General features: G+C 65.8%; 23 protein-coding genes. 13 read left to right on the top strand and 10 right to left on the bottom strand.

What is annotated here, in order from left to right; genetic code table 11:
- Positions 1-23: 23 nt before the first annotated feature.
- Positions 24-1001 (bottom strand): LysR family transcriptional regulator, encoded by a 978-nt coding sequence (locus RTQ83_RS07460; protein ID WP_312512770.1) that lies wholly within the window; start codon positions 999-1001, stop codon positions 24-26.
- A gap of 136 nt (positions 1002-1137) precedes the next feature.
- Here RTQ83_RS07460 and RTQ83_RS07455 point away from each other — a divergent pair, with 136 nt between their 5' ends.
- The 5 genes from RTQ83_RS07455 to RTQ83_RS07435 all read left to right on the top strand — a co-directional run bounded on the left by RTQ83_RS07455 (position 1138) and on the right by RTQ83_RS07435 (position 8497).
- Positions 1138-1356 (top strand): hypothetical protein, encoded by a 219-nt coding sequence (locus tag RTQ83_RS07455; RefSeq protein WP_312512768.1) that lies wholly within the window; start codon positions 1138-1140, stop codon positions 1354-1356.
- Positions 1353-2204 carry an alpha/beta hydrolase gene (locus RTQ83_RS07450; RefSeq protein ID WP_312512765.1) on the top strand — a complete coding sequence of 284 codons (852 nt, stop codon included), beginning with the start codon at positions 1353-1355 and terminating at the stop codon, positions 2202-2204. The genes RTQ83_RS07455 and RTQ83_RS07450 overlap by 4 nt, the downstream gene beginning before the upstream one ends.
- 408 nt (positions 2205-2612) lie before the next feature.
- The gene (locus tag RTQ83_RS07445; protein ID WP_312512763.1) at positions 2613-3821 is read left to right on the top strand and encodes an efflux RND transporter periplasmic adaptor subunit; all 1209 of its coding nucleotides are present in this window, start codon (positions 2613-2615) and stop codon (positions 3819-3821) included.
- 4 nt (positions 3822-3825) lie between these two features.
- Positions 3826-7008, top strand: a complete 3183-nt coding sequence (locus RTQ83_RS07440) for a multidrug efflux RND transporter permease subunit (protein WP_312512761.1) — start codon at positions 3826-3828, stop codon at positions 7006-7008.
- Between the two features lies 1 nt (position 7009).
- A complete protein-coding gene (locus tag RTQ83_RS07435) occupies positions 7010-8497 on the top strand; it encodes an efflux transporter outer membrane subunit (protein ID WP_409456089.1) in 1488 nt (495 codons plus the stop codon).
- Positions 8498-8607: 110 nt separating this feature from the next.
- On the opposite strand, the gene RTQ83_RS07430 is transcribed toward RTQ83_RS07435, so the two are convergent.
- Entirely contained in the window at positions 8608-9360 is a 753-nt protein-coding gene (locus tag RTQ83_RS07430) for a glucose 1-dehydrogenase (protein ID WP_409456088.1), read from the bottom strand.
- Positions 9361-9859: 499 nt separating this feature from the next.
- Here RTQ83_RS07430 and RTQ83_RS07425 point away from each other — a divergent pair, with 499 nt between their 5' ends.
- Positions 9860-10390, top strand: coding sequence for a DNA-deoxyinosine glycosylase (locus RTQ83_RS07425; protein ID WP_312512759.1), 531 nt, complete (start codon positions 9860-9862; stop codon positions 10388-10390).
- 72 nt (positions 10391-10462) lie between these two features.
- On the opposite strand, the gene RTQ83_RS07420 is transcribed toward RTQ83_RS07425, so the two are convergent.
- Both RTQ83_RS07420 and RTQ83_RS07415 read right to left on the bottom strand, forming a co-directional pair.
- On the bottom strand, positions 10463-11530 hold the full coding sequence (locus tag RTQ83_RS07420; RefSeq protein ID WP_312512757.1) for a hypothetical protein: 1068 nt from the start codon (positions 11528-11530) through the stop codon (positions 10463-10465).
- 113 nt (positions 11531-11643) lie between these two features.
- Complete coding sequence (locus RTQ83_RS07415; protein ID WP_312512754.1) at positions 11644-12501, bottom strand: HDOD domain-containing protein; 858 nt, start codon at positions 12499-12501, stop codon at positions 11644-11646.
- 211 nt (positions 12502-12712) lie between these two features.
- Between RTQ83_RS07415 and RTQ83_RS07410 the strand changes: the two genes are divergently transcribed.
- Positions 12713-13282, top strand: a complete 570-nt coding sequence (locus RTQ83_RS07410; RefSeq protein ID WP_312512751.1) for a DNA-3-methyladenine glycosylase — start codon at positions 12713-12715, stop codon at positions 13280-13282.
- A gap of 30 nt (positions 13283-13312) precedes the next feature.
- Here RTQ83_RS07410 and RTQ83_RS07405 read toward each other — a convergent pair whose 3' ends face one another.
- Positions 13313-15019 (bottom strand): methyl-accepting chemotaxis protein, encoded by a 1707-nt coding sequence (locus RTQ83_RS07405; protein WP_312512748.1) that lies wholly within the window; start codon positions 15017-15019, stop codon positions 13313-13315.
- A 122-nt stretch (positions 15020-15141) separates the two neighbouring features.
- Positions 15142-15597, bottom strand: coding sequence for a cache domain-containing protein (locus RTQ83_RS07400; protein ID WP_409456087.1), 456 nt, complete (start codon positions 15595-15597; stop codon positions 15142-15144).
- Positions 15598-15884: 287 nt separating this feature from the next.
- Here RTQ83_RS07400 and RTQ83_RS07395 point away from each other — a divergent pair, with 287 nt between their 5' ends.
- The 3 genes from RTQ83_RS07395 (at position 15885) to RTQ83_RS07385 (ending at position 20001) form a co-directional block, all read left to right on the top strand.
- Positions 15885-17315 (top strand): lysine 2,3-aminomutase, encoded by a 1431-nt coding sequence (locus RTQ83_RS07395; RefSeq protein WP_312512746.1) that lies wholly within the window; start codon positions 15885-15887, stop codon positions 17313-17315.
- Between the two features lie 2 nt (positions 17316-17317).
- Positions 17318-18601 (top strand): MFS transporter, encoded by a 1284-nt coding sequence (locus RTQ83_RS07390; protein ID WP_312513051.1) that lies wholly within the window; start codon positions 17318-17320, stop codon positions 18599-18601.
- Positions 18602-18684: 83 nt separating this feature from the next.
- A complete protein-coding gene (locus tag RTQ83_RS07385) occupies positions 18685-20001 on the top strand; it encodes a sorbosone dehydrogenase family protein (protein ID WP_312512743.1) in 1317 nt (438 codons plus the stop codon).
- 28 nt (positions 20002-20029) lie between these two features.
- Here the strand turns inward: RTQ83_RS07385 and RTQ83_RS07380 are convergent, their stop codons facing one another.
- The 4 genes from RTQ83_RS07380 to RTQ83_RS07365 are packed head-to-tail and all read right to left on the bottom strand — an operon-like array spanning position 20030 to position 24260.
- Entirely contained in the window at positions 20030-20359 is a 330-nt protein-coding gene (locus tag RTQ83_RS07380) for a hypothetical protein (protein WP_312512740.1), read from the bottom strand.
- 5 nt (positions 20360-20364) lie between these two features.
- Complete coding sequence (ctaD, locus tag RTQ83_RS07375) at positions 20365-22872, bottom strand: cytochrome c oxidase subunit I (protein WP_312512737.1); 2508 nt, start codon at positions 22870-22872, stop codon at positions 20365-20367.
- Positions 22869-23837, bottom strand: a complete 969-nt coding sequence (gene coxB, locus RTQ83_RS07370) for a cytochrome c oxidase subunit II (protein WP_312512735.1) — start codon at positions 23835-23837, stop codon at positions 22869-22871. The genes ctaD and coxB overlap by 4 nt, the downstream gene beginning before the upstream one ends.
- Before the next feature lie 12 nt (positions 23838-23849).
- Positions 23850-24260, bottom strand: coding sequence for a c-type cytochrome (locus RTQ83_RS07365; protein ID WP_312512732.1), 411 nt, complete (start codon positions 24258-24260; stop codon positions 23850-23852).
- An 80-nt stretch (positions 24261-24340) separates the two neighbouring features.
- Here RTQ83_RS07365 and RTQ83_RS07360 point away from each other — a divergent pair, with 80 nt between their 5' ends.
- The 3 genes from RTQ83_RS07360 (at position 24341) to RTQ83_RS07350 (ending at position 26239) form a co-directional block, all read left to right on the top strand.
- Entirely contained in the window at positions 24341-24967 is a 627-nt protein-coding gene (locus RTQ83_RS07360) for a cytochrome c (protein WP_312512729.1), read from the top strand.
- A complete protein-coding gene (locus RTQ83_RS07355) occupies positions 24964-25323 on the top strand; it encodes a c-type cytochrome (RefSeq protein WP_312512727.1) in 360 nt (119 codons plus the stop codon). Before RTQ83_RS07360 ends, RTQ83_RS07355 begins: the two co-directional genes overlap by 4 nt.
- Before the next feature lie 64 nt (positions 25324-25387).
- Positions 25388-26239, top strand: coding sequence for a fumarylacetoacetate hydrolase family protein (locus RTQ83_RS07350; protein ID WP_312512724.1), 852 nt, complete (start codon positions 25388-25390; stop codon positions 26237-26239).
- Positions 26240-26478 lie beyond the last annotated feature (239 nt).

The raw sequence follows: 26478 nt of genomic DNA, 5'->3' as shown, positions 1-26478 counted from the left end.
TGTCAGGACGATTCTACGCCCGCTCAGCCGCGTTGTGCCAACCTTGCCGCGTCCGCCGGCAACGGCGGAACCGGGGCTGCCGTATCCGCCGGCTGCAGGCGCAGGTGCGGATTATTGGCGAACAATTCCGCCACCCATTCGACGAATACCCGCACCTTGGCCGACAAGTGGCGGTTTTGTGGATACACCACGTGTACCGGCAGCGGATCGCTGCGCCACTCCGGCAACAGGCGCACCATGGTGCCCAGTGCCAGGTGTTCGTTGAGCAGATAATCGGTCATGCTGATCACGCCCAGGCCTGCCAGCCCGGCCTTGACGTAGGAATTCGAATCGTTCAGCGCCAGCGTGCCCGGCAGCGCCACTTCGATCCGCTCGCCGTCGCGGTTGAAATCCCAGTGGCTAACCTTGCCGGTCTTGGCCGAGAAGTAATTGACGCAGCGATGACGCTCGAGATCGTTCGGGTGCAGCGGCATGCCATAGCGCTCGACGTACGACGGCGCGGCGCAGGTGACGAAGTTGATCACGCCCACGCGCCGTGCGATCAGGCCGGTATCCATCAGCTCGCCGCCGCGCACGGCGCAGTCGACGCCTTCCTCGACCAGGTCGACCGGGCGGTCGGTGCTGCCCAGTTCGAGCGTGATGTCGGGATAGCGCTCGAAGAAGTCGGGCAGGGCGGGAATCAAGATCTCGGATGCCAGCCCGGTCGGCGTATCCACCCGTAATTTGCCGCTGGGGCTGAAGCGGTGGCGCGACAGCGATTCCTCGGCGTCGCGCACGTCGGACAGGATGCGGATGCAGCGTTCATAGTAGGCGGCCCCGTCCGAGGTGACCGAGACGTGACGCGTGGTGCGGTGCAGCAGCTTCGATGCGAGCGAAGTTTCCAGCGATTGCACCAGGGTCGATACGGTCGCCTTGGGCAATTGCAGCATTTCGCCAGCGCGCGTGAAGCTGCCACAGTCGACCACGTGCACGAAGACTTCCATGGCTTGGAGTTTGTTCATCTCAAATTCTCGATGAAATTAACGTTATTGTTCAGCAATCCGAACAATCAATTCGGAATTGATGTATTTATCTGATTGTAGTTGAAAGCTATAGTGTGTGCATCGCAACAAACATTTTGACAACTGGAGCAGCACCATGAGCATGCGGGACGGAATCTTCACCACGGTAGCAGTCACCCTGAGCGGCGTCGCACTGGCGGGGCTGCTCTGCACCGATGCCTATTCGCGTCCTGCCAGCCTGGAAGCGCGCGGCCTGCATGCGCTGTCGCTGCAGGTGCAGATGAGCTGCTCGGGCGAGTGCGCCGGCGTCGACGAACGGATTGTCCAGCTGCAGGAACAGGGAACCGCACGATGAGCGCCGTGCCACAAGCCGCATCCGACGCCGTGAAAGTGCGCGACCTCGAGGTCGAGGGCGCCAACGGAGCGCTGGCCGCCAGGCTGTACACCGCCGGCCCGGCCGCCAAGAAAGACATGCTGGTCGTGTTCTTCCACGGCGGCGGCTTCGACAGTGGCGACCTGCAGAAAGCCGACGACTTCCTGCGCTCGCTGGCCGAATGCGACCATTATCCGGCGGTGCTGGCCTCGACCTATACGCTGGCGACCGTCAGCCCGTTCCCCGCGGCGGTCGAAGACGCGCACGCGGTGCTGGCCTGGGCCAAGAAGAACAAGACCAAACTGGGCTGGAACGGCAAATACCTGGTGGCGTCCGGCATCGAAGCCGGCGCCAACCTGGCGGCGGTGTGCGCATTGATGAGCCGCGACCGCGGCAGCCCGGCGCTGGCCGGCCAGATCCTGATCATGCCGATGCTGGACCCGGCGCTGAGCACCGGCTCGATGCGCCAGATGACGTTGTGTGTCGACCGCGAAAAGGCCGCCACCGAGTGCGCCGCCGCCTACCGCGGCTACCTGCCGCACGCAGCCGATCGCTCGCACCCGTATGCCGCGCCGCTGCATTCAAGCCGGCTGAAGAACCTGGCGCCGGCCCTGATCCTGTCGGCCGAAGACGATCCGCTGCGCGACGAAGCGGAACAATATGGATCGAAGTTGATCAATTCGGGAGTCTGCACCACGGTGCGCCGCATGCCGCCGGCCGACCTGAACCTGCAAGACCCGAATGGCCGCAACGTCTGCGCGTGCAAGGTGCATGCGATGGACGAAATCACCAGCTTCCTGTCGGGGCTGGAGAAACGCAAGGGCGCATGACGCGCAGCGCGTAGCCTCAACCATCGCCCGGCCGCAGCCGGGCCAGCATCCGAAGCACCAGGACACCGTGCCGATCGCACGGCAAGGCCCCCGTTTTGCCCGCATCTTTGGGCCCGACGGGAATCTCACCAGAAGGAGAGTCGCCATGAACCATCACCGACAAGGCCCGCGGACGCGCTCGATGCGCCGCTGTTGCCGGGGATAAGCCGCACCGGCCGCGCGCCGCCGGATTGACCCGGCAGGCCGCGATCCCGCCACCACATCATTGAATTTTTTCCACGCCCGCTGCGTGGAAGGGGCTTCTATTCGCCCGCGTTTCGCCCGGCACGACATGCCGGCGACGCGCGACGGGTTCTTATTGTCTGCAGATTTACCAAAGTACGTTGTCATTAATAAGAAAGGTGCATCATGAAAAACCAACGAGGAATGGGCAAACTGAAAGCGATGGCCGGCGCCCTGGCGCTGGCCGGTATTGTCGGCGCGGCCTTGAGCGGCTGCTCCGACGCCAACAGCAACGCCGCGCCCGCGGCGGCGCAGGCCGGGCCGCCGGTGTCGAGCGCGGTGGTGGTGCAGAAGGCAGTCACTGAAACCCAGGAATTCTCGGGCCGCCTGGAAGCGATTGAGATCGTCGAGATCCGCCCGCGCGTGTCGGGCTATATCACCGCCGTCAACTTCAAGCCGGGCGCCGAAGTCAAGAAGGGCGACGTGTTGTTCGTGATCGATCCGCGCCCGTATCAGGCCGAAGCCGACCGCACCCAGGCCGCCGCCGCCGCCGCGCGTGCCAGGGCCGACCTGGCGCGCCTGGAACTGCAGCGCGCCGAGCGCCTGCTGGCCGATAAAGCCGTGGCCCAGCGCGAGTTCGACGAACGCGCCGCCGGCCAGAAGGAACTGGACGCCAATGCGCGCGCCGCCCAGGCCCAGCACGAGGCCGCGCGCCTGAACCTGGCCTACACCCGCGTCACCGCACCGATCGACGGCCGCGTCTCGAAAGCCGAGATCACCCTCGGCAACCTGGTCGACGCCAGCGCGGTGCTGACCTCCGTCGTGTCGCTGGACCGCATCTACGCCAGCTTCGACGGCGACGAAGACACCTACTTGCGCGTGAGCCGCCGCGTGCACGCCGGCCAGCCGGTCGAAGTGAAAGTCGGCCTGGCGGGCGAAGAAGGCTTCCCGCACACCGGCAAGCTCGAGTTCGTCGACAACCAACTGGACAGCCGCAGCGGCAGCGTGCGCATGCGCGCCACCTTCGCCAACAGCGAGCGCCTGCTGGCGCCGGGCCTCTTTGCCCGCGTGCAGATCGCCGGCGGCGCGCCTCAACAGCAGATCCTGATCACCGACCGCGCCATCGGCACCGACCAGGACCGCAAGTTCGTGTACGTGGTCGACAAGGCAGGCAACGCCGAATACCGCGCCGTCAAGCTCGGCCCCGTCAACGAAGGCCTGCGCATCGTGCGCGAAGGCCTGAAGCCGGGCGAGAAGATCGTCGTCAACGGCCTGCAGCGCGTGCGTCCGGGCGCGCCGATCACGGCGCAGACGGTGCCGATGGTGGCCACCACCACAGCCCCAGCCTCAGCCCCGGCCAAGGCTACCGAGCTGGCCATGGCAGGCAAGGAGTAATCACATGAACTTCCCTCGTTTCTTTGTCGACAAGCCGATCTTCGCGGCCGTGCTGTCGGTCCTGATCTTCGTCGGCGGCCTGATCTCGATCTTCATGCTGCCGATCTCGGAGTATCCCGAAGTGGTGCCGCCGTCGGTGGTGGTGCGCGCCCAGTACCCGGGCGCCAATCCCAAGGTGATCGCCGAGACCGTGGCCACGCCGCTCGAAGAGCAGATCAACGGCGTCGAGGACATGCTGTACATGTCCTCGCAAAACACCTCGGACGGCGCACTGGCGCTGACCGTCACCTTCAAAATCGGCACGGACGTCGAGCAGGCCGAGACCGCGGTGCAGAACCGGGTCCAGCGCGCGCTTCCCCGCCTGCCGGAAGAAGTGCGCCAAATCGGCGTGACCACGGTGAAGTCGTCGCCCAACCTGACCATGGTGGTGCACCTGAATTCGCCCGATGGCCGCTACAACGACCTGTACCTGCGCAACTACGCGGTGCTGAACGTGAAGGACCAGTTGGCCCGCATCAAGGGGATGGGCGAAGTCCAGCTGTTCGGCTCGGGCGACTACGCGATGCGCATCTGGCTCGACCCGCAAAAGGTCGCCGCGCGCGACCTGACCGCGACCGACGTGGTCGATTCCATCCGCGAGCAGAACGTGCAGGTCGCGGCCGGCGTGATCGGCCAGGGTCCGTCGAAAGACGCCGACTTCCAGCTGACCGTCAACACGCAAGGCCGCCTGCAGAGCGTCGAGGAATTCGGCAACATCGTCCTGAAGACCAACGCCGACGGCGGCACCACGCTGCTGAAAGACGTGGCGCGCCTGGAGCTCGGCTCCAGCTCGTACGCCCTGCGTTCGCTCTTGAACAACAAATCCGCGGTGGCGATCCCGATCTTCGCCGCACCTGGTGCCAACGACCTGCAACTGTCCGCCGACGTGCGTGCGACCATGGAAACGCTGTCGAAGGACTTCCCGACCGGCGTCGCGTACTCGATCGTGTATGACCCGACCCAGTTCGTGCGCGAGTCGATCGACTCGGTAATCCATACCCTGCTCGAAGCGGTCGTCCTGGTTGCGCTGGTGGTGATCCTGTTCCTGCAGACCTGGCGCGCTTCGATCATCCCGCTGATCGCGGTGCCGGTGTCGGTGGTCGGTACCTTCGCCGTGATGCTGGCCTTCGGCTTCTCGATCAACACGCTGTCGCTGTTCGGACTGGTGCTGGCGATCGGTATCGTGGTCGACGACGCCATCGTGGTGGTGGAAAACGTCGAGCGCAATATCGAGAACGGCCTCAATCCGCACGACGCCACGATCCAGGCGATGAAGGAAGTCTCGGGCCCGATCATCGCCATCGCCCTGGTGCTGTGCGCGGTGTTCGTGCCGATCGCCTTCGTGTCGGGCCTGACCGGCCAGTTCTACCGCCAGTTCGCCCTGACCATCGCGATTTCGACCGTGATCTCGGCCTTCGCTTCGCTGACCCTGGCGCCGGCGCTGTCGGCCGCGCTGCTGCAGCCGCATGGCGCCCCAAAAGACCGCCTGACGCGCATGATCGACACTGTGTTCGGCCGCTTCTTCGCGGGCTTCAACCGCTTCTTCAAGCGTTCGTCGCTGCAGTACGAAGCAGGCGTCAAGGGTGTGCTGCGCCGCAAGAGCGCCGCCATCGGCGTCTACCTCCTGCTTGCCGTGGCTGCGGGCTTCATGTTCAAGGCGGTGCCGCCGGGCTTCGTTCCGCAGCAGGACAAGGCTTACCTGATCGGCTTCGCCCAGCTGCCGGACGCCGCTTCGCTCGACCGCACCGACGCCGTGATCCGCAAGATGTCCGAGATCGCCAAGGAAATCCCTGGCGTGGAATCGTCGATCGCCTTCCCGGGCCTGTCGATCAACGGCTTCACCAATGCGCCGAACGCCGGCATCGTGTTCGTCGGCCTGAAACCGTTCAGCGAACGCACCACCAAGGAAACCAGCGCCGACGGCATCGCCGCCGAAATCAACAAGCGCATGGGTTCCGTCGAAGACGCCTTCGTGCTGGTGCTATCGCCGCCTCCGGTGAATGGCCTCGGCACCACCGGCGGCTTCAAGATGATGATCGAAGACCGCGCCAACGTCGGCTACGACGAGTTGTACAAGGGCGTGCAGGCGCTGCAGGCGCGCGCCTGGCAGACGCCGGAACTGGCGGGCGTGTTCTCGGGCTTCCAGATCAACGTGCCGCAGCTGTACGCCGACATCGACCGCGTGAAAGCCAAGCAGCTCGGCGTGCCGCTGGCAACCATCAACCAGACTTTGCAGATCAATCTGGGTTCGATGTACGTGAACGACTTCAACCAGTTCGGCCGCACCTACCAGGTGCGGGTGCAGGCCGATGCGCCGTTCCGTTCGCAGCGCGAGCAGATCGAGCAGCTGAAGGTGCGCAGCAACAGCGGCGAAATGATTCCGCTGTCGTCGCTGATGCGGGTGCGCGATACCTATGGTCCGGACCGCGTGCAGCGCTACAACGGCTACGTCGCCGCCGAGATGAATGGCGGCGGGGCGCCGGGTGTGTCGTCGGGCCAGGCCCAGGCCATCATGGAAAAGATCGCGCAAGAGACGCTGCCGAAAGGCGTCGGCTTCGAGTGGACCGAGCTGACCTACCAGGACATCCTGGCCGGTAACACCATGATCTATGTGTTCCCGCTGTGCGTGCTGCTGGTGTTCCTGGTGCTGGCCGCCCAGTACGAAAGCTGGACCCTGCCGCTGTCAGTGATCCTGATCGTGCCGATGTCGATCCTGTGCGCGCTGATCGGCGTAAAGCTGACCGGTGGCGACAACAACGTGTTCACCCAGATCGCACTGTTCGTGCTGGTGGGGCTGGCGTCGAAGAACGCGATCCTGATCGTGGAATTCGCCCGCGAACTCGAACACCACGGCCGTACCGTGGTCGAAGCGGCGCTGGAAGCGAGCCACCTGCGTCTGCGTCCGATCCTGATGACGTCGATCGCCTTTATCGCCGGCGTGGTGCCGCTGGTGTTCTCGAGCGGCGCCGGCGCCGAGATGCGCCATGCGATCGGCATCGCCGTGTTCGCGGGGATGCTGGGCGTGACCTTCTTCGGCCTGTTCCTGACGCCGCTGTTCTACGTGCTGCTGCGCACGCTGGCCAAGCGGTTCGAAAAACCCGTGCATGCGCCGGCAGTGGCGGCGCATGGTACCGAAGGAGTGCATTGAGATGATGAACATGATTGCACGGGGCGTGGCTCCATTACTGGCGGCGCTGCTGCTCACCGCCTGCGCCACGCCTGAATTCAGGCAGCCGTATGTCGAGACGCCGGATGCCTTCCGCGAATCGCAGACGCCGGCGCTCGCCGTCGACGGCATCGACGGCGCGCGCTGGAAGCCGGCGCAGCCGGCCGAACAGCAGCCGCGCGGCCAGTGGTGGCTCGCCTTCAACGATCCGGCGCTCACCGCGCTGGTCGAAGAGGCGACCGTCAACAACGCCAACCTGGCGGTGGCTGCGAGCCGGGTGCGCCAGGCGCGCGCAATCGCCGGCATCGCCGAGGCGGACCGCATCCCGCAGGTGGGCATCGGCATCGGCGCCCAGCGCGCCCGTTTGTCGCCGCTGGAATCGAATCTGGCGCCGGGCACGAACACTGAAGCGCACACCAGCTACAACGCGCGCCTCAGCGCCAGCTACGAAGTCGACCTGTTCGGCCGGGTGGCGGCCGGCGTGGCGGCGGCGCGCAGCGACGCGGCGACGTCCGAAGCCAACTTCCGCTCGGTGCTGCTGGCGCTGCATGCCGACGTGGCGCAGACCTACTTCAGGCTGCGCGCGCTGGACGCGGAGCTGGACACCGTGGCGCAGACCGTGCGCCTGCGCGAAGAAAGCGTGGGCGTGACCCAGCGCCGTTTCGACCTGGGCGACATCGGCGAATTTGACCTGTCGCGTGCCAAAACCGAACTGGCCACGGCGCGCGCCGAAGCCATCGGCCTGCAGCGCCAGCGCGCCACCAGCGAGCATGCGCTGGCGGTCTTGCTGGGCAAACCGGCAGCCAACTACGTGGCCGGGCCTAGCCCGCTTCTGGGTACGACCGCGATGCCGGCGATCCCGGCCGGCCTGCCTTCGAGCCTGCTCGAGCGCCGTCCCGACATCGTCGCCGCCCAGCGCGCGATGGAAGCGTCGAATGCCCGCATCGGCGTGGCGCGCGGTGCGATGTTCCCGGCGCTGGTCATCAGCGCTGACGGCGGCGGTGTCGGTGGCGCGTTCTCGGACGTGTTCCGCTGGAGCAGCCGCTCGTGGGTGATCGGCGCGCTGGCTTCGATGCCGATCATCGACGGCGGGCGCAATCGCAACAATGTGCTGCGCAGCGAAGCGGCGCTGGAAGAATCGGTCGGCAGCTACCGCCAGAGCGTGCTGGTGGCGTTCGCCGAAGTCGAGGACAGCCTGGCAGGCCTGCGCGTGCTGGCCGGCCAGTCGGCTCAGATCGAGGCGGCGCTGGTCTCGGCGCGGCGTTCGGCCGACCTGGCGCAGAAGCTGTACGACGCCGGCCGCTCGAGCTACCTGGAACTGCTCGACGCCCAGCGCAATCTGGCGACGGTGGAACGGACCGCGGTGCAGTTGCGTGGCGACCGCGCGCTGACGACAGTGGCGCTGATCCGCGCCCTGGGCGGCGGCTGGGACAATGCACAGCCGGGTCACGCAACGCTGGTGCAGCGCTGATCTGGCTTTTCCGCAGGGTTGTTTGCCCTTTGCGGCGGCATGCGCGAGCGTGCCGCCGCTTTTTTATGCGTGAGGAGCACGCCATGGCCGCGCCAGAGCGCGCGAGGATGTCAGACGGCCAGGTAGCCGCCATCGACCGGATAATAGGCGCCGGTCACGAACGACGCCTTGCCTGAACTGAGCCACACGACCAGTTCGGCCACTTCTTCCGCCGTGCCTAGCCGGCCGATCGGATGCAGGCCGATCAGGGGCGCGCGCGCATCCTCGGGCATGGCCTGCACCGCCGGCGTGTCGATGAAGCCCGGCCCGGCCGCATTGATGCGAATGCCGCGCCCGGCATATTCGACCGCGGCGGTCTTGGTCAGTCCGATCACGCCGTGTTTGGAAGCGACATAGGCGCTGTTTTGCGCCGACGCGACCTGGCCCAGGATCGATGCCATGTTGACGATCGCGCCGCCGCCGGAAGCCAGCAGTGCCGGCAACTGGTAGCGCATGCCGTAGAACACACCGGACAGGTTGATGCCGATGATCTTGTCCCAGGTGGCAATGTCATAGTCGGCGACATCGCTGGCGGGAGCGCCAATGCCGGCATTGTTGCAGGCAATGTGCAGCGCACCGTAGTGTGCGAGCGCAGCGGCAACCAGCGCCTCGTTGTCGCTCGCCAGCGAAGTATCGGCGCGCACGAAGATGGCGTCGCCGCCTGCGGCCAGGATGGCGGCGGTAGTGCTTTCGCCACCCTGTTGGTTAATGTCCGACACGACGACCTTGGCGCCGGCGGCCGCATAGGCGAGCGCGACTGCGCGACCGATGCCCGAGCCGGCGCCGGTGACCAACGCAATCTGATTCTGCAAAATCAATGACATGACATTCCTTTCCAATGGAACTTTCTGCGAAGAAATACGAAAGCAGTATTTACTAATATCTTACCTATCGATGCCCATCTTAGCAGCCAGCGGAAAAGCGCGCCGTCGCGCTGCGAGATGACGCCGGCGGCAGTTGTCCGTCGGCCTGCGTTGCCGCCAGATTCGATAAATAGTGCTTCCATCGCCGCATACCGCATGCATGCGCTCGATTGCAGAGCCGCATGGCGCCGAGTTCGGCCGGCGGAAAGTGCGCCGAGTACGACTCCTTGCGCTCTTCACCTGGAACAATGCGACGGACGTGGACGCCGGTCCGGAAGTGGCGGGCCTGCTACGTGAGCTATACTTCGTCGGGTTCGGTCGTGGCCCCAGGCGAGATGCCCGGGCTGGTATCGCTCGCGCTCCTTGCCCGGGCGCTTCCGGCCGCTGGCACCCCGTCGCAAGGCCCGACTTCCATCGCGGCAGGTGGCACGCCATCTGCCGGCCCCTTACTGATGCATCCATGTCCGGTTCCCGCCTGACAGGCCTGGCGCCCGTCATCACACCCGCCATCCGCGTTCTGGTACTTGGTAGTTTCCCGGGTACCGCTTCACTCGCCGTCGGGCAGTACTACGCCCATCCGCGCAACGGGTTCTGGCGCCTGATTTCCGCTGTCGTCGACGAAGACCTGGCGGCACTGCCGTATGCCGAGCGCTTGACCCGCCTGCTGGCGCATGGCGTTGGCCTGTGGGATGTGCTGGGGGAATGCGAGCGCGAAGGTAGTCTCGATTCAGCGATCCGCAAGCCGGCCGCGAACGACTTCCAGCGCCTGCGCGAACTGTGTCCGCTGCTCGAAACGGTTGGCTTCAATGGCCAGGCATCGGGCAAGTTCGCGCCGCAGTTCGATGCCGCCGGTTACCGCACCGTGGTGTTGCCTTCGAGTTCGCCGGCGCACATGGCGATGAGTTTCGAGCAGAAGCTGGCGGTATGGCGCCGGCTGGTCACGGACCCGGGGCCATTGGATGCGATGCCAAGGCAGGGTGCATTGCTCTAAGGTAAGGCGGCAGTTGACATGCATCGCAGCCGCCGCGCACCGCATCCGGCGTGGGCACGCACGTGCAGGCATTCAGGATCTGCAATAGGCCGGCAAAGGCGGCCCTGGCGGCAAGGCCTGCGTTCTGGTGCAGGCGAACGTATATATGCAGGCGCCATTGTTGTCGCTGTATTCGCTGTCATACGCGCCCGAGTGCACGACCGTACCTTTGATCTGGAGCGCGGGTGCGCCGCCCGGTACATTCGGATCGCAGGAATGCGCGCAGGCAGGGCTCCAGTCATCGTGATGGCAGCTCCATTGTCCTACGGCAGACACCAGCGTGCAGCTGTCGCTGTCCTCGATGCCGGCATTGATACTCTTCAGGTCGATCGACCATTGTCGATTCATGCCGATGGCTGATGTCGTCGCGACGTTGCGAACCGGTTGCGGTGCCGGTGCGGGCGCACTGTAGGCGGGCACTTCGATTGAGGCGGGAAAGATTTCATGGGTGGTATGCGATAGGCTCAGCTGGAAGCTGCCACATGTCCTGCGCTCACAGGAAAATGTCTTTACGCTCGGATCGACCTCGAACACCCTGCCAGGCTCGATGACGATCCCGTTCGCATCCTTGCAGAGTACCTGCTCGGGAATGCCGAGCTGGATCCTCTGAGTCGGATTCGTTGATCGAATGGCGTTGGAAATGTGCCAGGTAAAATATCTGTCGTCCCTGTTGACACCCCGCAGATACATCGAAAACGGGCGCTGACTGACGCATTGCTGCAGCACCGCGAGAATTGCGCCGCTTGCTGTGGACGCTTTTTGCGACAGCCATCCCTGGCGCGCATACAGCTCGTCCTTTCCGCTGCACAGGCTGGTCCTGAAGTCCCGGTAATCGCGCTCGCTGTTGCCAAAACCCAGTTCGGTCATCACACCGTCGATGGGAACAGTGCTGTTGACATTCAGCGCCCTGGCCTTCTCATACGTGTCCACCCGTTCGTCGCAATAGGTTTGCTTGATGGTCGTAAAATTGTTCCATGACCGGTTGGTCTCGGTCTGGTCGAATACCTTGGAGGCCAGGATGTCGCATACCTTGGGCGACTCCGCCATTGCCACGCAGGGAGCAAGACACAGGCAGCAACAGGACAATCGTATGCGATTCATGCGCTTCTCCGGTAAGTGACGGCCATCCGGCCGCTGTCGGAGTCAGACGGTTTTTCAGGACGAAGGTTCGGGAACCGTGCGCTCTCATTGCGCCAGGGCGGCGCCATGACACCTCAGTCTTCGTGGAAGGCTTCCAGCAGTTCGTCCAGCAGCTCGGCCGTCTCTTCACCCGACAGCCCCAGATACGCGCAGGCGGCAGCGCCGCCCTTGTTCCATTCCAGCGATTCGCCATGGCCCTGGTAGCGGCAGATGGCGTTCTCGGCCAGCAGCGACAGCGCCACCAGCGAGCGCACGCCGGGCGCGGTCGCGGGGTCGTCGATGATGGCGAAATCGTGGTGGTGCAGGATGGCCCAGCCGACGTGGTCCGACAGGCCCCAGTTGCGCGCCAGCAGGCAGCCGATCGCGGAGTGGCTGGTCTGGTGGCGCCGGTCTTCGAGCGCGGTGAACGGCAGTTCCGCTTCCAGCGAGGCTTCGGCGTAGGTGGTGGCGTAGTCCTTGAAGCGGTCCATCAGCAGCGGCACGCCGGTGTCGCAGAACAGCCCGAAGGTGTGCGCCACGTCCGGCTCGCCCATGCGCAGGCGGCGCGACAGGAACACCATCGCGTGCGCACGGCGGGTCGAGATGTCCCAGAAGCTGGCCAGGGCGGCGCTGTTGGCGGGAATCGCCTGGCGCGCCAGCAGGCCGGTCATCATCGCCGCCACCTGGTTAATTCCGAGGAACAGGATCGCCTGCTCGACCGACTTGGCCTTGCGCCGGCCGCCGTAGATGGCCGAGTTGGCCAACTTGAGCAGGGCGCCGGACATGCCGACGTCGCTCGCCACGATCTTGCCGATGGCATCCAGCGACGGATCTTCGGCAGCCAGCTCGCGCTGCAGGTCGGCCAGCAGGCTGGGCCGTGGCGGAATGCGGATCGATTTGATCAGGGCATCGACCTGGTCGATCTGCTGGATGGGCTCGGCGACGGTATTCATGGGAACGATGTGGAAATGCTACGAGAGAACGCGAACCCGTGGACGCGGTCCGGAGAAACGCGGACCGGCGCAGCGCACGGGAAACGCAGGCGACGCTGCCACTATACCCGAGTCGATCTGGCATTGCAGCAAAGCAATTACATTTTTCGACAATTGTTGTGTTGGTTTCACCAAGACGGCGGGTCAGGCTGCCCCGCGCTAGAATCGCCGCATGGCTATTTCTACAATTGCAGGAATCGATTTCATGGCGCCGGCCGAGCTGGTGGCGCAGCAACTGATCGGGGTGACGGTGCTGGTCGACGGCGTCGGCGGGCGCATCGTCGAGACCGAGGCCTATGACCGCGAAGATCCGGCCTCGCATGCGTATTCCGGGCCGACCGAGCGCAACGCCTCGATGTTCGGGCCACCGGCGCATGCCTATGTCTACCGCTCCTATGGGATTCACTGGTGCCTGAACTTCGTGTGCCGCGAAGCGGGGCACGGGGCCGGGGTCCTGATCCGGGCGCTGGAGCCGGTGGCCGGGCTGGAGCTGATGCGCACGCGGCGCGATGCGGATGACGAATGGCTGTTGTGTTCCGGGCCCGGCAAATTGTGCCAGGCATTGGGCGTGACGCGCTCGCACAACGGGATGTCGCTGGCGGCGCCGCCGTTCGAGCTGCTGGCGGCGCCGGAAGGTTTGCCGGTGGTGGCCGGACCGCGCATCGGCATTTCGAAGGCGGTCGATGTGCCGTGGCGCTTCGGACTGGCCGGCTCGCGCTTCGTCAGCCGGCCGTTCCGCTAAGAACCTTAAGGCGCAAGCGCGCCACTAACATCAGGCACGCCGGCGTGCGTGCGCCATAGGGGCAGCGGGCAGGGCGCGCACCGGCGTGCCGCGCATCGCGCTGCCGGCCGCACGCCGTTCGTCCACGCCGTGGAAGTCGGCGTCCTGGTCTTCATCCTGCGAATGCGCGATCGGTGCTTCGCCGGTCTGCGGTGCCACCTTGAAGATCGCCACCGCGCGCGCCAGGTTGACGGTCTGCTCGTGCAGGCTGGCGGCCGCCGCCGCGGCCTGTTCGACCAGCGCCGCGTTCTGCTGCGTCATGCTGTCCATCTGGCCGACCGCGCGATTGACTTCGGCGATGCCGTCGGCCTGCTCGGTGCTGGCGACGCTGATGCGGCCGATGATGTCGTTCACCTGACGCACCGAGGACACGATGTCGCCCATGCTGGCGCCGGCGTCCAGCACCGAGGCGTTGCCGCTCTCGATGATGGTCACCGAGTCGGCGATCAGGGCCTTGATCTCTTTCGCCGCCGCCGCCGAACGCTGGGCCAGCGTGCGCACCTCGGACGCCACCACCGCGAAGCCGCGCCCCTGTTCGCCGGCGCGCGCCGCTTCCACCGCCGCGTTCAGGGCCAGGATATTGGTCTGGAACGAGATGCCGTCGATGACCCCGATGATCTCGACGATCTTGCGCGAGCTGGCCTGGATCGATTCCATGGTGGTCACCGCGCGCTCCACCGCCTGGCCACCGCGCGATGCCAGCTGCGCCGCTTCCGCCGCCAGGGTGGATGCCTGGCGCGCGTTGTCGGCGTTGTCCTTGACCGCCGTGGTCAGGGTTTCCATGGTGCTGGCGGTCTGTTCGAGCGAGCCGGCCTGCATCTCGGTGCGGGTCGACAGATCGAGGTTGCCGCTGGCAATTTCCTGTGACGCGGTGTCGATCGAGCGCACCGAATCCATCACGCTGTGCAGCGCCGCGTTCAGGCGCGCGATGGTGTGGTCCAGGGCGCGCGCGGTGTCGGCGATCTCGTCGCGTCCGAGCGCGCCATTGGGCGCGGCGTCGAGCCGGCCTTCGGCCAGTTCGGCCACCGTCTGCGCGATCGACTTGATCGAGCCGAGCATGGCGCGCCGCACCAGCATCGTCACCGCCAGCGACAGGCCGATCGAGAGCAGCACCAGGCCGGCCATGGTCCAGCCCAGGGTCTGGAATTCGGCCTTGGCGGCCGCGTGCGCGTTCACGCTCAGGGTCTTTTCGAGCGCCGACAGGCGCGCCAGTTCGGCGTCGAGCGCGATGAACTGCTGCTCGGCCTTCTGCATCGAGTTGGTGGCGATCGACTGGTCGACCGACGCCATCTCGATGGTTTCATTGACCGCCTTGCGGTAGCGCGCCAGGGCGCCCAGCGACGCCTCGATCGGCGCGCGCTCGGCGCTGCCGGCCACCTTGGCCAGGGCGTCGAGTTTGGTGCCGATGGCGGCGTGCTTGCTGCCGATGTCGGCGGTGAGTGCCGCCAGCCGGTTCTGGGCGAAGCTGCCGTTGACCCAGGCCAGCAATTGATAGATGTTGGCGTGGGCGAAGCGTGCCTCGCCGGCGACGTCGGCCACCGCCTGCAGGCGCGCGGCGCGCACCTGCACGATGTTTTCCAGCGACGCGTTCTGGCGCACCATGCCGTACCAGGCGGCAGCAGAGAGCATGGTCAACAGGACCAGCACCAGTCCCGGGGCCAGCAACAGTTTCTGGCCGATCCGCAGTTTGTTCAGCATGGGAGAACTCCGATAGACATGACCGCTGCCGAAGCGTTTCGCCCAGCGTTAGCAGTTGAATCGCCACCCCCGCGCCGGCGGGGGCCCAAGTTGGCCGCATCGATGCGATGACGGCATATGCCTTATTTCTTGTAGATCCCCGCCTCCAGCACCACATCGTCGATCCGCAGGATATAGGTGGTCTTCGGCTCGATCTTGCCGGTGGTCGGATTCTTGTACTGGTAATCCACCCAGCCCTTGCCCTTGGCCGCGGCCAGCTCGATGATCTCGCGCCGGTATTTCTTGCCGTTGGCGTCGGGCACGTCGGTCAGGTCCTTGCCGACGATCGACGGGTTGTAGGGGTGGGCCAGCACGATGCCGGTCTTGATGTCGCGCAGGTCGACGTACAGCGAGCCTTGCACGTAGTCCGGGTGCTTGGCATTGATGAGTTTCATCATCTCGTCCTTGCCCTTGGACTTGATCAGGGCCGCACCGCGCTCGGCCATGGCGATGGCATCCTTTTCGGTCGGCTCGTTGGCCTGGGCGGCGTTGGTGGCCATGGCCAGGCACACGGCAGCGACGGTAGCGATCAGCTTCATGTTGGCTTCCTTTAGCGTAATGAACTTTGAAAATATTGCCTAAGTGCATTCACTAATGTAGCCAGCCGGCCGGGTACCGGCTTGCGCCTGCACAAGCGCGACCGGCTCTACAGCGGAACGTTGCGCCGCCGCATCATCGCCCGGCTGCATGCACCGGGTTTGTCCTGACGCCGGCGTCAAGCATCTTCTGATTGATTGGCGGCAATTCTGATCAGAAAGCCGTCCATAACATGGGTTCTTCGCGGCAACTGGCCGCCGATCAGCCATCCTTCATCTGGAGAATACCTGTGACCACCGCAGCCCCAACGCCCTCGAAATTCAAGCCCTACACGCGACAGACGATCGCCGCCGCGCGCCAATGGGACTGGCTCACCCCGGATCTGCAGGAAGCGGTGCAGGTGGTGTCCCACGTGCTGCCGTTTCGCACCAACGCCTACGTCATGGACGAGCTGATCGACTGGAAGCGGGTGCCCGACGATCCGATCTACCGCCTGACCTTCCCGCACCGCGACATGCTCCCGGCCCAGGAATACGAGCAGCTGCGCGACCTGGTGCTGTACAAGAAGGACGAGGCGGCGATTGCGCGCCTGGTGCACGGCATCCGCATGCGCATGAACCCGCACCCGGCCGGCCAGATGACGCACAACGTGCCGCGCGTGAACGACGCCCCGCTCAAGGGCCTGCAGCACAAGTACAAGGAAACCGTGCTGTTCTTCCCCAGCGCCGGCCAGACCTGCCACGCCTACTGCACCTTCTGCTTCCGCTGGCCGCAGTTCGTCGGCATGGAAGACATGAAGTTCGACGCGCGCGAATGCTCCGACCTGGTCAACTACCTCAAGACCCAGCCCCAGGTCACCGACGTGCTGCTCACCGGCGGCGACCCGATGATCATGAATACCCGCTCGCTGGCCGAATTTCTCGAGCCGCTGCTGGCGCCGGAGCTGGCCCACATCCAGAACATCCGCATCGGCACCAAGTCGGTGGCGTATTGGCCGCAGCGCTTCGTGTCGGACAAGGACAGCGACGATTTGCTGCGCCTGTTCGAGCGGGTGGTCGACGCCGGCAAGAACCTGGCCATCATGGGCCACTACAACCATGCGGTCGAACTGCGACACCCGATCGCCCAGCAGGCGGTCAAGCGCATCGTCGGCACGGGCGCCACGCTGCGCATGCAGGGGCCCCTGATCCGCCACATCAACGAAGACCCGAAGAGCTGGGCCGAGCTGTGGACCACCGGCGTGCGCCTGGGCGCGATTCCATACTATATGTTTGTCGAGCGCGACACTGGCCCGCGCGACTACTTCGCGCTGCCGCTGGCGCGCGCCCACGAGATCTTCCAGGAAGCGTATTCGATGGTCTCGGGCCTGTCGCGCACCGTGCGCGGACCGTCGATGAGCGCCTTCCCCGGCAAGGTGGTGATCGACGGCGTGGTCACCATCAACGGCGAAAAGCTGTTCGCACTGCAGTTCCTGCAGGCCCGCAATCCCGAGTGGGTGCGGCGGCCGTTCTTCGCGAAGTACGATGCCGAAGCCACCTGGCTCGATCACCTCAAACCCGCGTTCGGGCGCGACCGCTTCTTCTTCGAGGTCGAAAGCGGCGGCCCGCTGCGCGGTCCGGGCGGGCGCGTGATTCCGCTGGTGCCGGCCGGGCAGCATGGCGATAAGCGGCCCGGTGCAGAGACCGGCGCGCAGTCCGACGCGCAGTCCGACGCCGCTTGAGCATGCAAGCCGCCACCCCGGCTCCGGCCCTGGCCGCACCATCGATGCCGCGCCTGTCCGGGGTGGCGGTGTTCTTCTACGTGTTCCTGCCGTTCGCGCTCGGGCATTATCTGTCTTCGCTGCTGCGTAACGTGAACGCGGTACTGGCCTCGCATCTGGTGGGCGCGCTGGCGCTCACGCCCGGCGAGCTGGGGCTGCTCACCAGCGCCTTCTTCTTCGCCTTCGCCCTGGTCCAGCTGCCGGTCGGGATCGCGCTCGACCGCCACGGCCCGCGCCGGGTGCAGCTGACCATGCTGCTGCTGGCCTCTTTCGGTGCGCTGCTGTTCGCGCGCGGGGAGGGCTTCATGCAGCTGCTGCTGGCGCGCGCCGTGATGGGCTGCGGCCTGGGCGGCTGCTTCATGGCGGCGGTGAAGGCGGTGTCGACCTGGATCGCGCCGAATCGCCTGCCGTCGGTGCATGGCTACCTGATCGCGGTTGGCGGCATGGGCGCGGCCAGCGCCACCATGCCGGTGCGCGCGGCGCTCGAATACACCGACTGGCGCGGGCTGTTCATGCTGCTGGCGGCGCTGGTGGCCTGCACCGGCCTCCTGATCGCGCTGCTGTACCCGAAGAGCGACGGCCCGGCCGCCAACCGCGGCCCGCTGCTGCCGGCGCTGCGCGAGGTCTGGCGCGCACCCGCATTCCGCTCGGTGGTTTCGCTGGTGTTGATCCCGCATGCGGTGTTCTTCGGCATCCAGGGCCTGTGGATCGGGCGCTGGCTGAGCGACGTCGCGGGTTATTCCGAGGACGCCGTCGCCTACATGCTGTACCTGGGCATGGCGGCAGTGGTGTTCGGCGCCATCGCGGTCGGCATGATCACCGAATGGGCCGGGCGGCGCGGCATGCCGCCGCTTGACGTGGCGGCCGCCGGCATCACCTTTTTCGTGCTGGTGCAGGCGGCGTTTGTGGTCGGTTACCGGCCCAGCTTCCAGGTGCTGTCGGTGCTGTTCACGCTGGTGGGCACGATCACCGGCATCGAGTACGCGATCGTGGCCCAGGCCATGCCACGCGAGCTGACCGGGCGCGCCGCGACGTTCCTCAACCTGTTGATCTTCATCGGCGCCTTCCTGGTGCAGGCCGGCTTCGGGCTGGTGGTCGGCCTGTGGCCGTCGGACTTGCTGGGCCACGCGCCGGCCCAGGCCTACCGCGCCGGCTTCGCGCTGCTGGTGCTGATCCAGCTGCCCGGATTGTGGCTGTTCGCGCGCCGCCGCAAGCGTGTCGCGGTGCTGCCTGCGCGCGGCGCCTGATCCCGGCTCGGCTCTGCCGTAACGGGCGCGGCGGTTTTCCCCAGGCTTATAGAATTGTCCATTCGTAAACTCGGGGGAACACCATGGGCACTCCACTGCCGCGCCTGTGCATCGGCGCCACGCTGGTCATGCTGGCCGCCTGCAGCGAGCAGTCCACGCTGCAGCAGGGCGACGACGTCGGCCCGCGGCCGACCCTCAAGGCGCCGGACAAGCAGCTGATCCCGACCGTGAACATCGCACCGGCCAAGGGCTGGCCGTCGGGCGGCATGCCGACGCCGGCGCCCGGCCTCGCGGTGAACGCCTTCGGCATCGCGCTCGATCACCCGCGCTGGCTGTACGTGCTGCCCAACGGCGACGTGCTGGTGGCCGAGACCAATGCCCCCAAGCGCCCCGCGAAGAGCGGCATCAAGAGCTACGTGATGGGCAAGGTGATGGCGCGCGCCGGTACCGGCGTGCCGAGCGCGAACCGCATCTCGCTGCTGCGCGACGCCGACGGCGATGGCGTGGCCGAGCTGAAAAGCGTGTTCGTGAAAGACCTGAACTCGCCGTTCGGCATGGCGCTGGTGGGCGACAGCCTCTACGTGGCCAATACCGACGGCGTGCTGCGCTTCCCATACAAGGAAGGCGCCACCGAGATCACGGTCAAGGGCGAGCAGGTGGCGCCGCTGCCGGGCGGCGACCTGAATCACCACTGGACCAAGAACATCATCGCCAGCAAGGACGGCAGCAAGCTGTACGCCACCACGGGCTCGAACAGCAACGTGGCCGAAAACGGCATCGAGAACGAGGTCAATCGCGCCGCGATCCTGGAGATCGATATCGCCAGCGGCAAAAGCCGTGTGTTCGCGTCGGGCCTGCGCAACCCGAACGGTCTGGCCTGGAACGCGGAGAGCGGCGCTCTGTGGACCGTGGTCAACGAGCGTGACCTGATCGGCAGCGACCTGGTGCCCGACTACCTGACCTCAGTGAAGGATGGCGGCTTCTATGGCTGGCCGTACAGCTATTTTGGCCAGCACGTCGACGAACGCGCCAAGCCGGCGCGCCCGGACCTGGTTGCCAAGGCGATCGTGCCCGACTACGCGCTCGGCGCCCACGTCGCCGCGCTCGGCCTGGCGTTTTATGAAGGTGCGCTGCTGCCGGACCAGTACCGCCATGGTGCTATCGTCGGTAATCACGGCTCGTGGAACCGGCGGCCGCATTCGGGCTACAACGTGGTGTTCGTGCCCTTCAAGGAGGGCATGCCGAGCGGGAAGCCGATCGAGATGCTGACCGGTTTCGTCAACAAGGATGGCGAAGCGTACGGGCGGCCGGTCGGGGTGGCGGTGGACAAGAAGGGTGCGGTGCTGGTGGCGGACGATGTCGGCAACGTCATCTGGCGCATCGTTCCCGACGCCCGCTGACGTAGGGGCGGCGGCCGAGCTGCCAACCCTACGCACATCCCCTGACCAGCAGCACCGGGATCCCGGTCCACACGATCGCGATGATCGACAGCACGGCGCCGACGCCGGCAACGTAATCGGTGAACTGCTTGCGGCTCGACGCCTTCAGGCGCCGGTGCGCGGCGATCCCGATCCACACGCAGGCCGCCAGCGCGGCCACCGTGACCGCCCCCAGCAGATACGGATTCGGCCCCTCGGGCCGCCAGCCGCCCGGCGTGCACTGGGCCGCGGCGACGATGTAGCAGAAGCCGAAGTGCGCGGCCCAGATCAGGAAGGGCAGCGAGGCGCCGGTTGCGCGGCGCAGGAAGTGGTCGCTCATCGTGTTTACTCCATCACCAGCAGCAGGCCGCGCACCACCACCACGCCGGCGATGCCCTGCAGCGTCACGTAGTGCCAGATTAGCGCGATGTTGTCGCGCGTGGCGCGGTTCTCGGGCTTGATCAGGCGGCGCCAGGCGCGCAGGCACAGATACGGCGCCGCCAGCAGCAGCACGAACAGCATCACGCCCTGGAAGCCGAGCAGGATCGAAATCGAGGCGCTCCACGCATCCTTGGTGCCGTCCAGGTGTACCAGGCGCCAGCTGTGCACGTCGACCCCGAAGGCGGCCGTGGTGCACATCAGCGCTGCGATCAACAGCCATGGCGTGAGATGTTGCTTGACCCGGTCGCTCAGCCACACCAGCGCCGAGCCGCCCAGCAGCAGGCCGACGTTCAGCAGCGTCCATAGCGAATCGGGCAGCGAGGCGCCCGGCGGCGGGCAGATCTGCAGCCGCATCGAGGTGTGGATGTAGACATAGGCGAACGACGAATAAATCAGGCCGATCACCACCAGCATGATGAAGGTGCCCCACCACGAATGCGACTTGGTGCCGACCGCGCCCACCGGCAGCGTGATGCCGCCGCCGATATCCACGTCACGCAGTGGCACGCTGCGGTCCGACTGCCACAGCCAGGCGATGATGGAGCCGATCGCGATGATGCCGCAGATGAAGGCCAGCACCATCGCCTTGACGGTCAGCAGCAGGAAGAAGCCGGCGGTGCCGAAGGCGCCCAGCACGGTCAGCCAGCTGTCGCCGGGCAGGATCATCAGGTAGCTGGGCTTGGCCGACACCGGGCTGGTGGCGATGGTCTCGCGGCGGCCGGTGGCGGTGTTCGGCAGGTAGTGGCGCGCATCGGCCACCTCTTGCGACAGCGTCGGCTGGTCCCACAGCGGATCGTCGCTGGTGATGCGCGGGATGCTGCGGTTGCCGTAGTCTTCCGACGGCAGCCATTCCAGCGTGGCGGCGTTCCACGGGTTGCCGACTTCCTTGGTCGGCCGGCGCAGCGTACGCACCGCATCGACGATCATGCCCAGGATGCCGAGCGCGAACAGGAACGAACCGATCGTCGAGATCATGTTCAGCCAGTCCCACCCCATCTCGTGCGAGTAGGTGTAGACGCGGCGCGGCATGCCGAACAGGCCGGTGATGTGCATCGGGAAGAAGCTGATGTTGAAGCCGCCGAACAGCAGCCAGAAGATCGGGCGCGCCCACTTCTCCGACAGTGTGTTGCCATTAATGAGCGGCAGCCAGTAATAGATCGCGGCGAACACCGGGAACACCATGCCGCCAATGAGCACATAGTGCAGGTGGGCGACGATGAAATAGGTGTCGTGCACCTGCCAGTCGAACGGCACCACCGCCACCATCACCCCGGTCAGGCCGCCCAGCACGAAGATGAACATGAAGCCGAGCATGAACAGCGTCGGCGCGTTCATCGTCACCCGCCCGCTCCACAGCGTGGCGATCCAGGCGAACACCTGGATCCCGGTCGGGATCGCGACCGCCATGCTGGCCGCCGAGATCAGCGTCATCTCGAGCGTGCCCAGGCCAGTGGTGAACATGTGGTGCGCCCACAGGCCGAAGCTGAAGATGCCCACGCCCACCAGCGCCACCACGATGACGTTGCGGCCCACCAGCCGGTTCTGGGCGATGGTCGGGATCATGGTCGAGATCATGCCGGCCGCCGGCAGGAAGATGATGTACACCTCGGGGTGCCCGAAGAACCAGAACAGGTGCTGCCAGATCAGCGGGTCGCCGCCGCGTTCGGCCTCGAAGATCGGCATGTTGAAGGCGCGCTCAAGCTCGAGCAATGCCGTGCCGGCGATCACGGCCGGGAAGGCGATCACGATCATCACGCCCACCACCAGCATGGCCCAGGCGTACACCGGCATGCGGCGCAAGGTCATGCCCGGCGCGCGCGTGAACAGGATGCCGACGATCAGTTCGATCGCACCGGCGATCGCCGAAATCTCGATGAAGCCAATCCCCAGCAGCCAGAAGTCGGCGTTCAGCCCCGGCGAATACTTCATGCCGGTCAGCGGTGGGTACATGAACCAGCCGCCGTCCGGCGCCAGGCCCCAGAACAGGGTGCAGAAGAAGGCCAGGCCGCCGAAGGCGTAGCACCAGTAGGCATAGGCCGAGAGTCGCGGGAAGGGAAGGTCGCGCGCCCCCAGCATGTTCGGCAGCAGGTAGACCGCGATCGCTTCCACGATCGGGATCGCGAACAGGAACATCATCACGGTGCCGTGCATCGTGAAGATCTGGTTGTAGGTGCTGGCCGCCACCAGGTCGTTGTCCGGCACCGCCAGCTGCACCCGCATGATCAGGGCCAGGATGCCGGCCAGGATGAAGAACAGGATCGCGGTGCCGATGTACAGCAGGCCGATATTGGTGTTGTTGACGCTCTTGAAGAAGCGCCAGCCGCTCGGGGTTTCCCAAACTTCCTCCAGGCGGGTCAGTTCCAGCGGAGGGCGGGGCAGCGGGCTTGGGAGTGCGTCGTCGCGCGTAGTCATTTCAGGTGCTCGAGGTAAGTGGCCAGTGCGCGCAGGGTTTCGCCGTCCAGGTCTTGCGACGGCGGCATGAAGACGCCGGGTTTGATGGCTTGCGGGTCGGCGATCCAGCCGGCCAGCGTGCCGCGGTGGTTGTCCAGGGTGCCGGCGCCGATGGAACGGCGGCTGCCGACGTGGGTCAGGTCGGGGCCGAGGCGCGAGGTGTCGGCGATCTGCTGCTGCATGTTGTCGCCGTCAGTGACACCGCGGATGGTGTGGCAGGCTTGGCAGCGCTGCTCCAGGAAGGCCGTCTTACCGCGCTGCAGTACCTGGGTGTCGGCCGCCAGCGCCGGCGCGGCCTGGCGCGCCAGCCAGGCATCGTATTCGGCGCGCGGCAGCGCGATCACGTGGAAGGCCATGCGCGCGTGCTGCTCGCCGCAGTACTCGGCACACTGGCCACGGTAGGTGCCGGGCTTTTCCGCTTTCAGGGTCAGGCCGGTGACGCGGCCCGGAATCATGTCGCGCTTGCCGGCCAGCGACGGCACCCACAGGCTGTGGATCACGTCGGACGACGTCAGGCCCAGGTAGACGGACTCGCCGACCGGGATCACGATCTCGTTGGCGCTGACGATTTCGCGGCCGGTGCCGGGATCGCGGTAGCGCACTTCCCACCACCACATCTTGCCGGTGACCGAGATGGTCAGTGCCTTGTGCGAGGTCTGCGGCGCCAGGTCGATGCTGCGCCAGGTGCTCCAGGTGAGCAGGGCGGTGAGCACTACCGTTGGAAAGACGATGCCGCCGCCGAAGATCCACCACATCGGGCGTACCGGGCGCGTGTCTTTCTGCATGCCGCGCCGCATGCCGAGCGCCAGCAGCGCCATCACGGCGACGAAAATGACCGTGCCGCCGACGAACAGCACCCACGAGAACTGGTGAATGATGGCGGCATCGGCGCCGGCTGGGTGGAGGACGGACTGGATGTCGTTCATGGGCATCGGCGCTCAGCGCAACGTGTACATGTATGCCGCCATATGGCGCGCCTCTTCTTCGGAAATGCCAAGCGACGGCATCAGGGTGCCCGGTTTCACGGCGGGCGGGTTTTGCAGGAAGCGGATCATGTTGTCGGGCTGGTTCGGAATGCCGCCAGCGATATAGCTCAGGCGGCCCATGTATTCGAGCGAAGGGCCGGCGTCGCCATTGCTGCCCTGGACGTTAGGGATGAAATGGCAGGCGGCGCACTGGTATTGCTGGGCCAGCAGGCGGCCGCGCTCCGGATCGCCACCGGCGACGCGGCTGGTTTCGGTGCTGGCGTCGTTCTGATGACAGGCGCTGACGAGCGCAACGCAAGACAGCGCCGCAACTGTGCGTAAAACGCGTCTAAAACGCTCGTAATGACAGTAAAGGTTGCGCACGTTTGATAAATCGTAAAAAGGCTGTGGCTTTTATAATACAAGAAATCAGATGTCATTTTTTTAACAGAACACCCTAGTCCATGCTATCCAATCGCGCACGACTTATCGTCAAGACCATGGTGCTGACCCTGCTGGGAGCAGGCGCCACCGCCGCCATCGTCGGCCTGATCGTCCTGCGCGGCGGCTTCTACAACATCAGCGCGACCGAATCGCACTACCCGCTGATCTATACCGTGTTCGAGGAAGGCCTGCAGTATTCGATCAAGAACCACGCCGAGGACATCGAGGTGCCGGCGCTGGGCGCGCCCGAGCAGCTGCTGCGCGGCGCCACCGTCTATGCCGCCAACTGCGTGCAATGCCACGGCGGGCCGGGCACGGCGCCGTCGAAGCACGGCATGAGCATGCAGCCGGTGCCGGGACCGCTGGTTGATGCAGACGTCAATTGGGAAACGCGCGAGCTGTACTGGATCACGCGCCACGGCATCAAGATGAGCGGCATGCCGGCCTGGGAATATCACCTGAGTGACAGCGACATCTGGGCGGTGGTGGCCTTCGTGTCGGCGATGCCGGCCATGTCGCCGCAGGACTTCAAGGGCATGACGGCGCCCGACGCCGGCGTGCAGTCGGTGCCGGTGGCGGTGCAGGAATCGGCGAAGCAGTCGGCGCAGGAGTCGGCAAATGCGGCCCGCCAGGGAGATCAATCATGAACCGACCATACTTGGCCATGTTGTTGACGGCGCTGGCGCTGGCCGGCTGCGGATCCGACCGGCCGCCGCCCGGCGTGCAGGGCGACCCGGAACGCGGCAAGATCGCGCTGACGCAGTACGCCTGCCACTCCTGCCACGTGGTGCCGAGCGTGGCCGGCTCCAAGGTCTATGTCGGGCGGCCGCTGGACGACCTGGACAAGCGCCGCTACATCGCCGGCAAGGTGCCCAATACCCAGGACAACCTGGTGCGCTTCATCCGCAATCCGCAGGCCGTCGATCCCGGCAACGCAATGCCGACGCTGGGCGTGAGCGAGCGCGATGCGCGCGACATCAGCGCCTATCTCCTGAGCCGCTAGTCAGCGGCCTGCGCGCCATCCTTGGTATCATCGACCCTTTCGATTTCACTACCAGGGAAACACAATGAGATTGGTGCGCTATGGCCGTCCGGGCAAAGAGAAGCCGGGCCTGTTCGACGAAGAGGGCCGCCTGCGCGACCTGTCCGGGATCATCGACGACATCGACGCGTCGCAGCTGTCCGACAAGGCACTGCGCAAGCTGTCGAAGCTCGACGCCAAGACCCTGCCGCTGGTGCGCGGCAACCCGCGCCTGGGCGTGCCGGTCAAGGGCATCGGCAAATTCATCGGCGTCGGCATGAACTATGCCGACCACGCGCGCGAGACCGGCGCGGCGGTGCCGAGCGAGCCGGTGTTCTTCACCAAGGCGATCAGCTCCCTGAACGGCCCGGACGATCCGATCCAGCTGCCGAAAGGCTCGAAGAAAACCGACTGGGAAGTCGAGCTGGGCGTGGTGATCGGCGCCCGCGCGCAGTACGTCACCGAAGAAGAAGCGCTCAAGTTCGTGGCCGGCTATTGCGTGGTCAACGACGTGTCCGAGCGTGCGTTCCAGTTCGAGCTGGGTTCGCAGTGGGACAAGGGCAAGGGCTGCGATACCTTCGGTCCGGTCGGTCCGTTCCTGGTGACGCGCGATGAGATTTTCGACGTGCAGGACCTGGACCTGTATCTGGAGCTGAACGGCAAGCGCATGCAGACCGGGAATACGGCCAACATGATCTTCACGGTGGCGCAGATCGTCAGCTACGTGTCGCGCTTCATGACGCTGGAACCGGGCGATATCATCACCACCGGCACGCCGCCGGGCGTCGGCATGGGGCGTTCGCCGCAGCGCTTCCTGAAGAAAGGCGACAAGCTGCGCCTGGGGATTGCAGGTCTGGGTGAGCAGCAGGCGGAAGTGGTGGCGTTCCCTAAAGCCTGACCGCGATCGTTGTAAGGGGACCGGGTCCGGCTGACGCGACCCGGTTCAGCCAATGCCGCTCGTACGGCAACCTCACTCCGGCAACCTCCACGCCCCATCCTCCGGCACCGCAGTGCGCGCAACATTCATGGTCATGGCCAGGAACGCGTAATACCCGCAGATCCCCACCAGATCCACCACCCCCTGTTCGCCGAACAGCGCCAGCGCATCCGCATACACCCGGTCCGACACCGCTTTCC

Origin of the sequence: Massilia sp. (assembly GCF_031995545.1) — a bacterium.
GTDB lineage: Bacteria > Pseudomonadota > Gammaproteobacteria > Burkholderiales > Burkholderiaceae_D > Telluria.
Note: the sequence above shows the minus strand (reverse complement) of the source record. Positions and strands in the feature narration are given on the sequence as shown.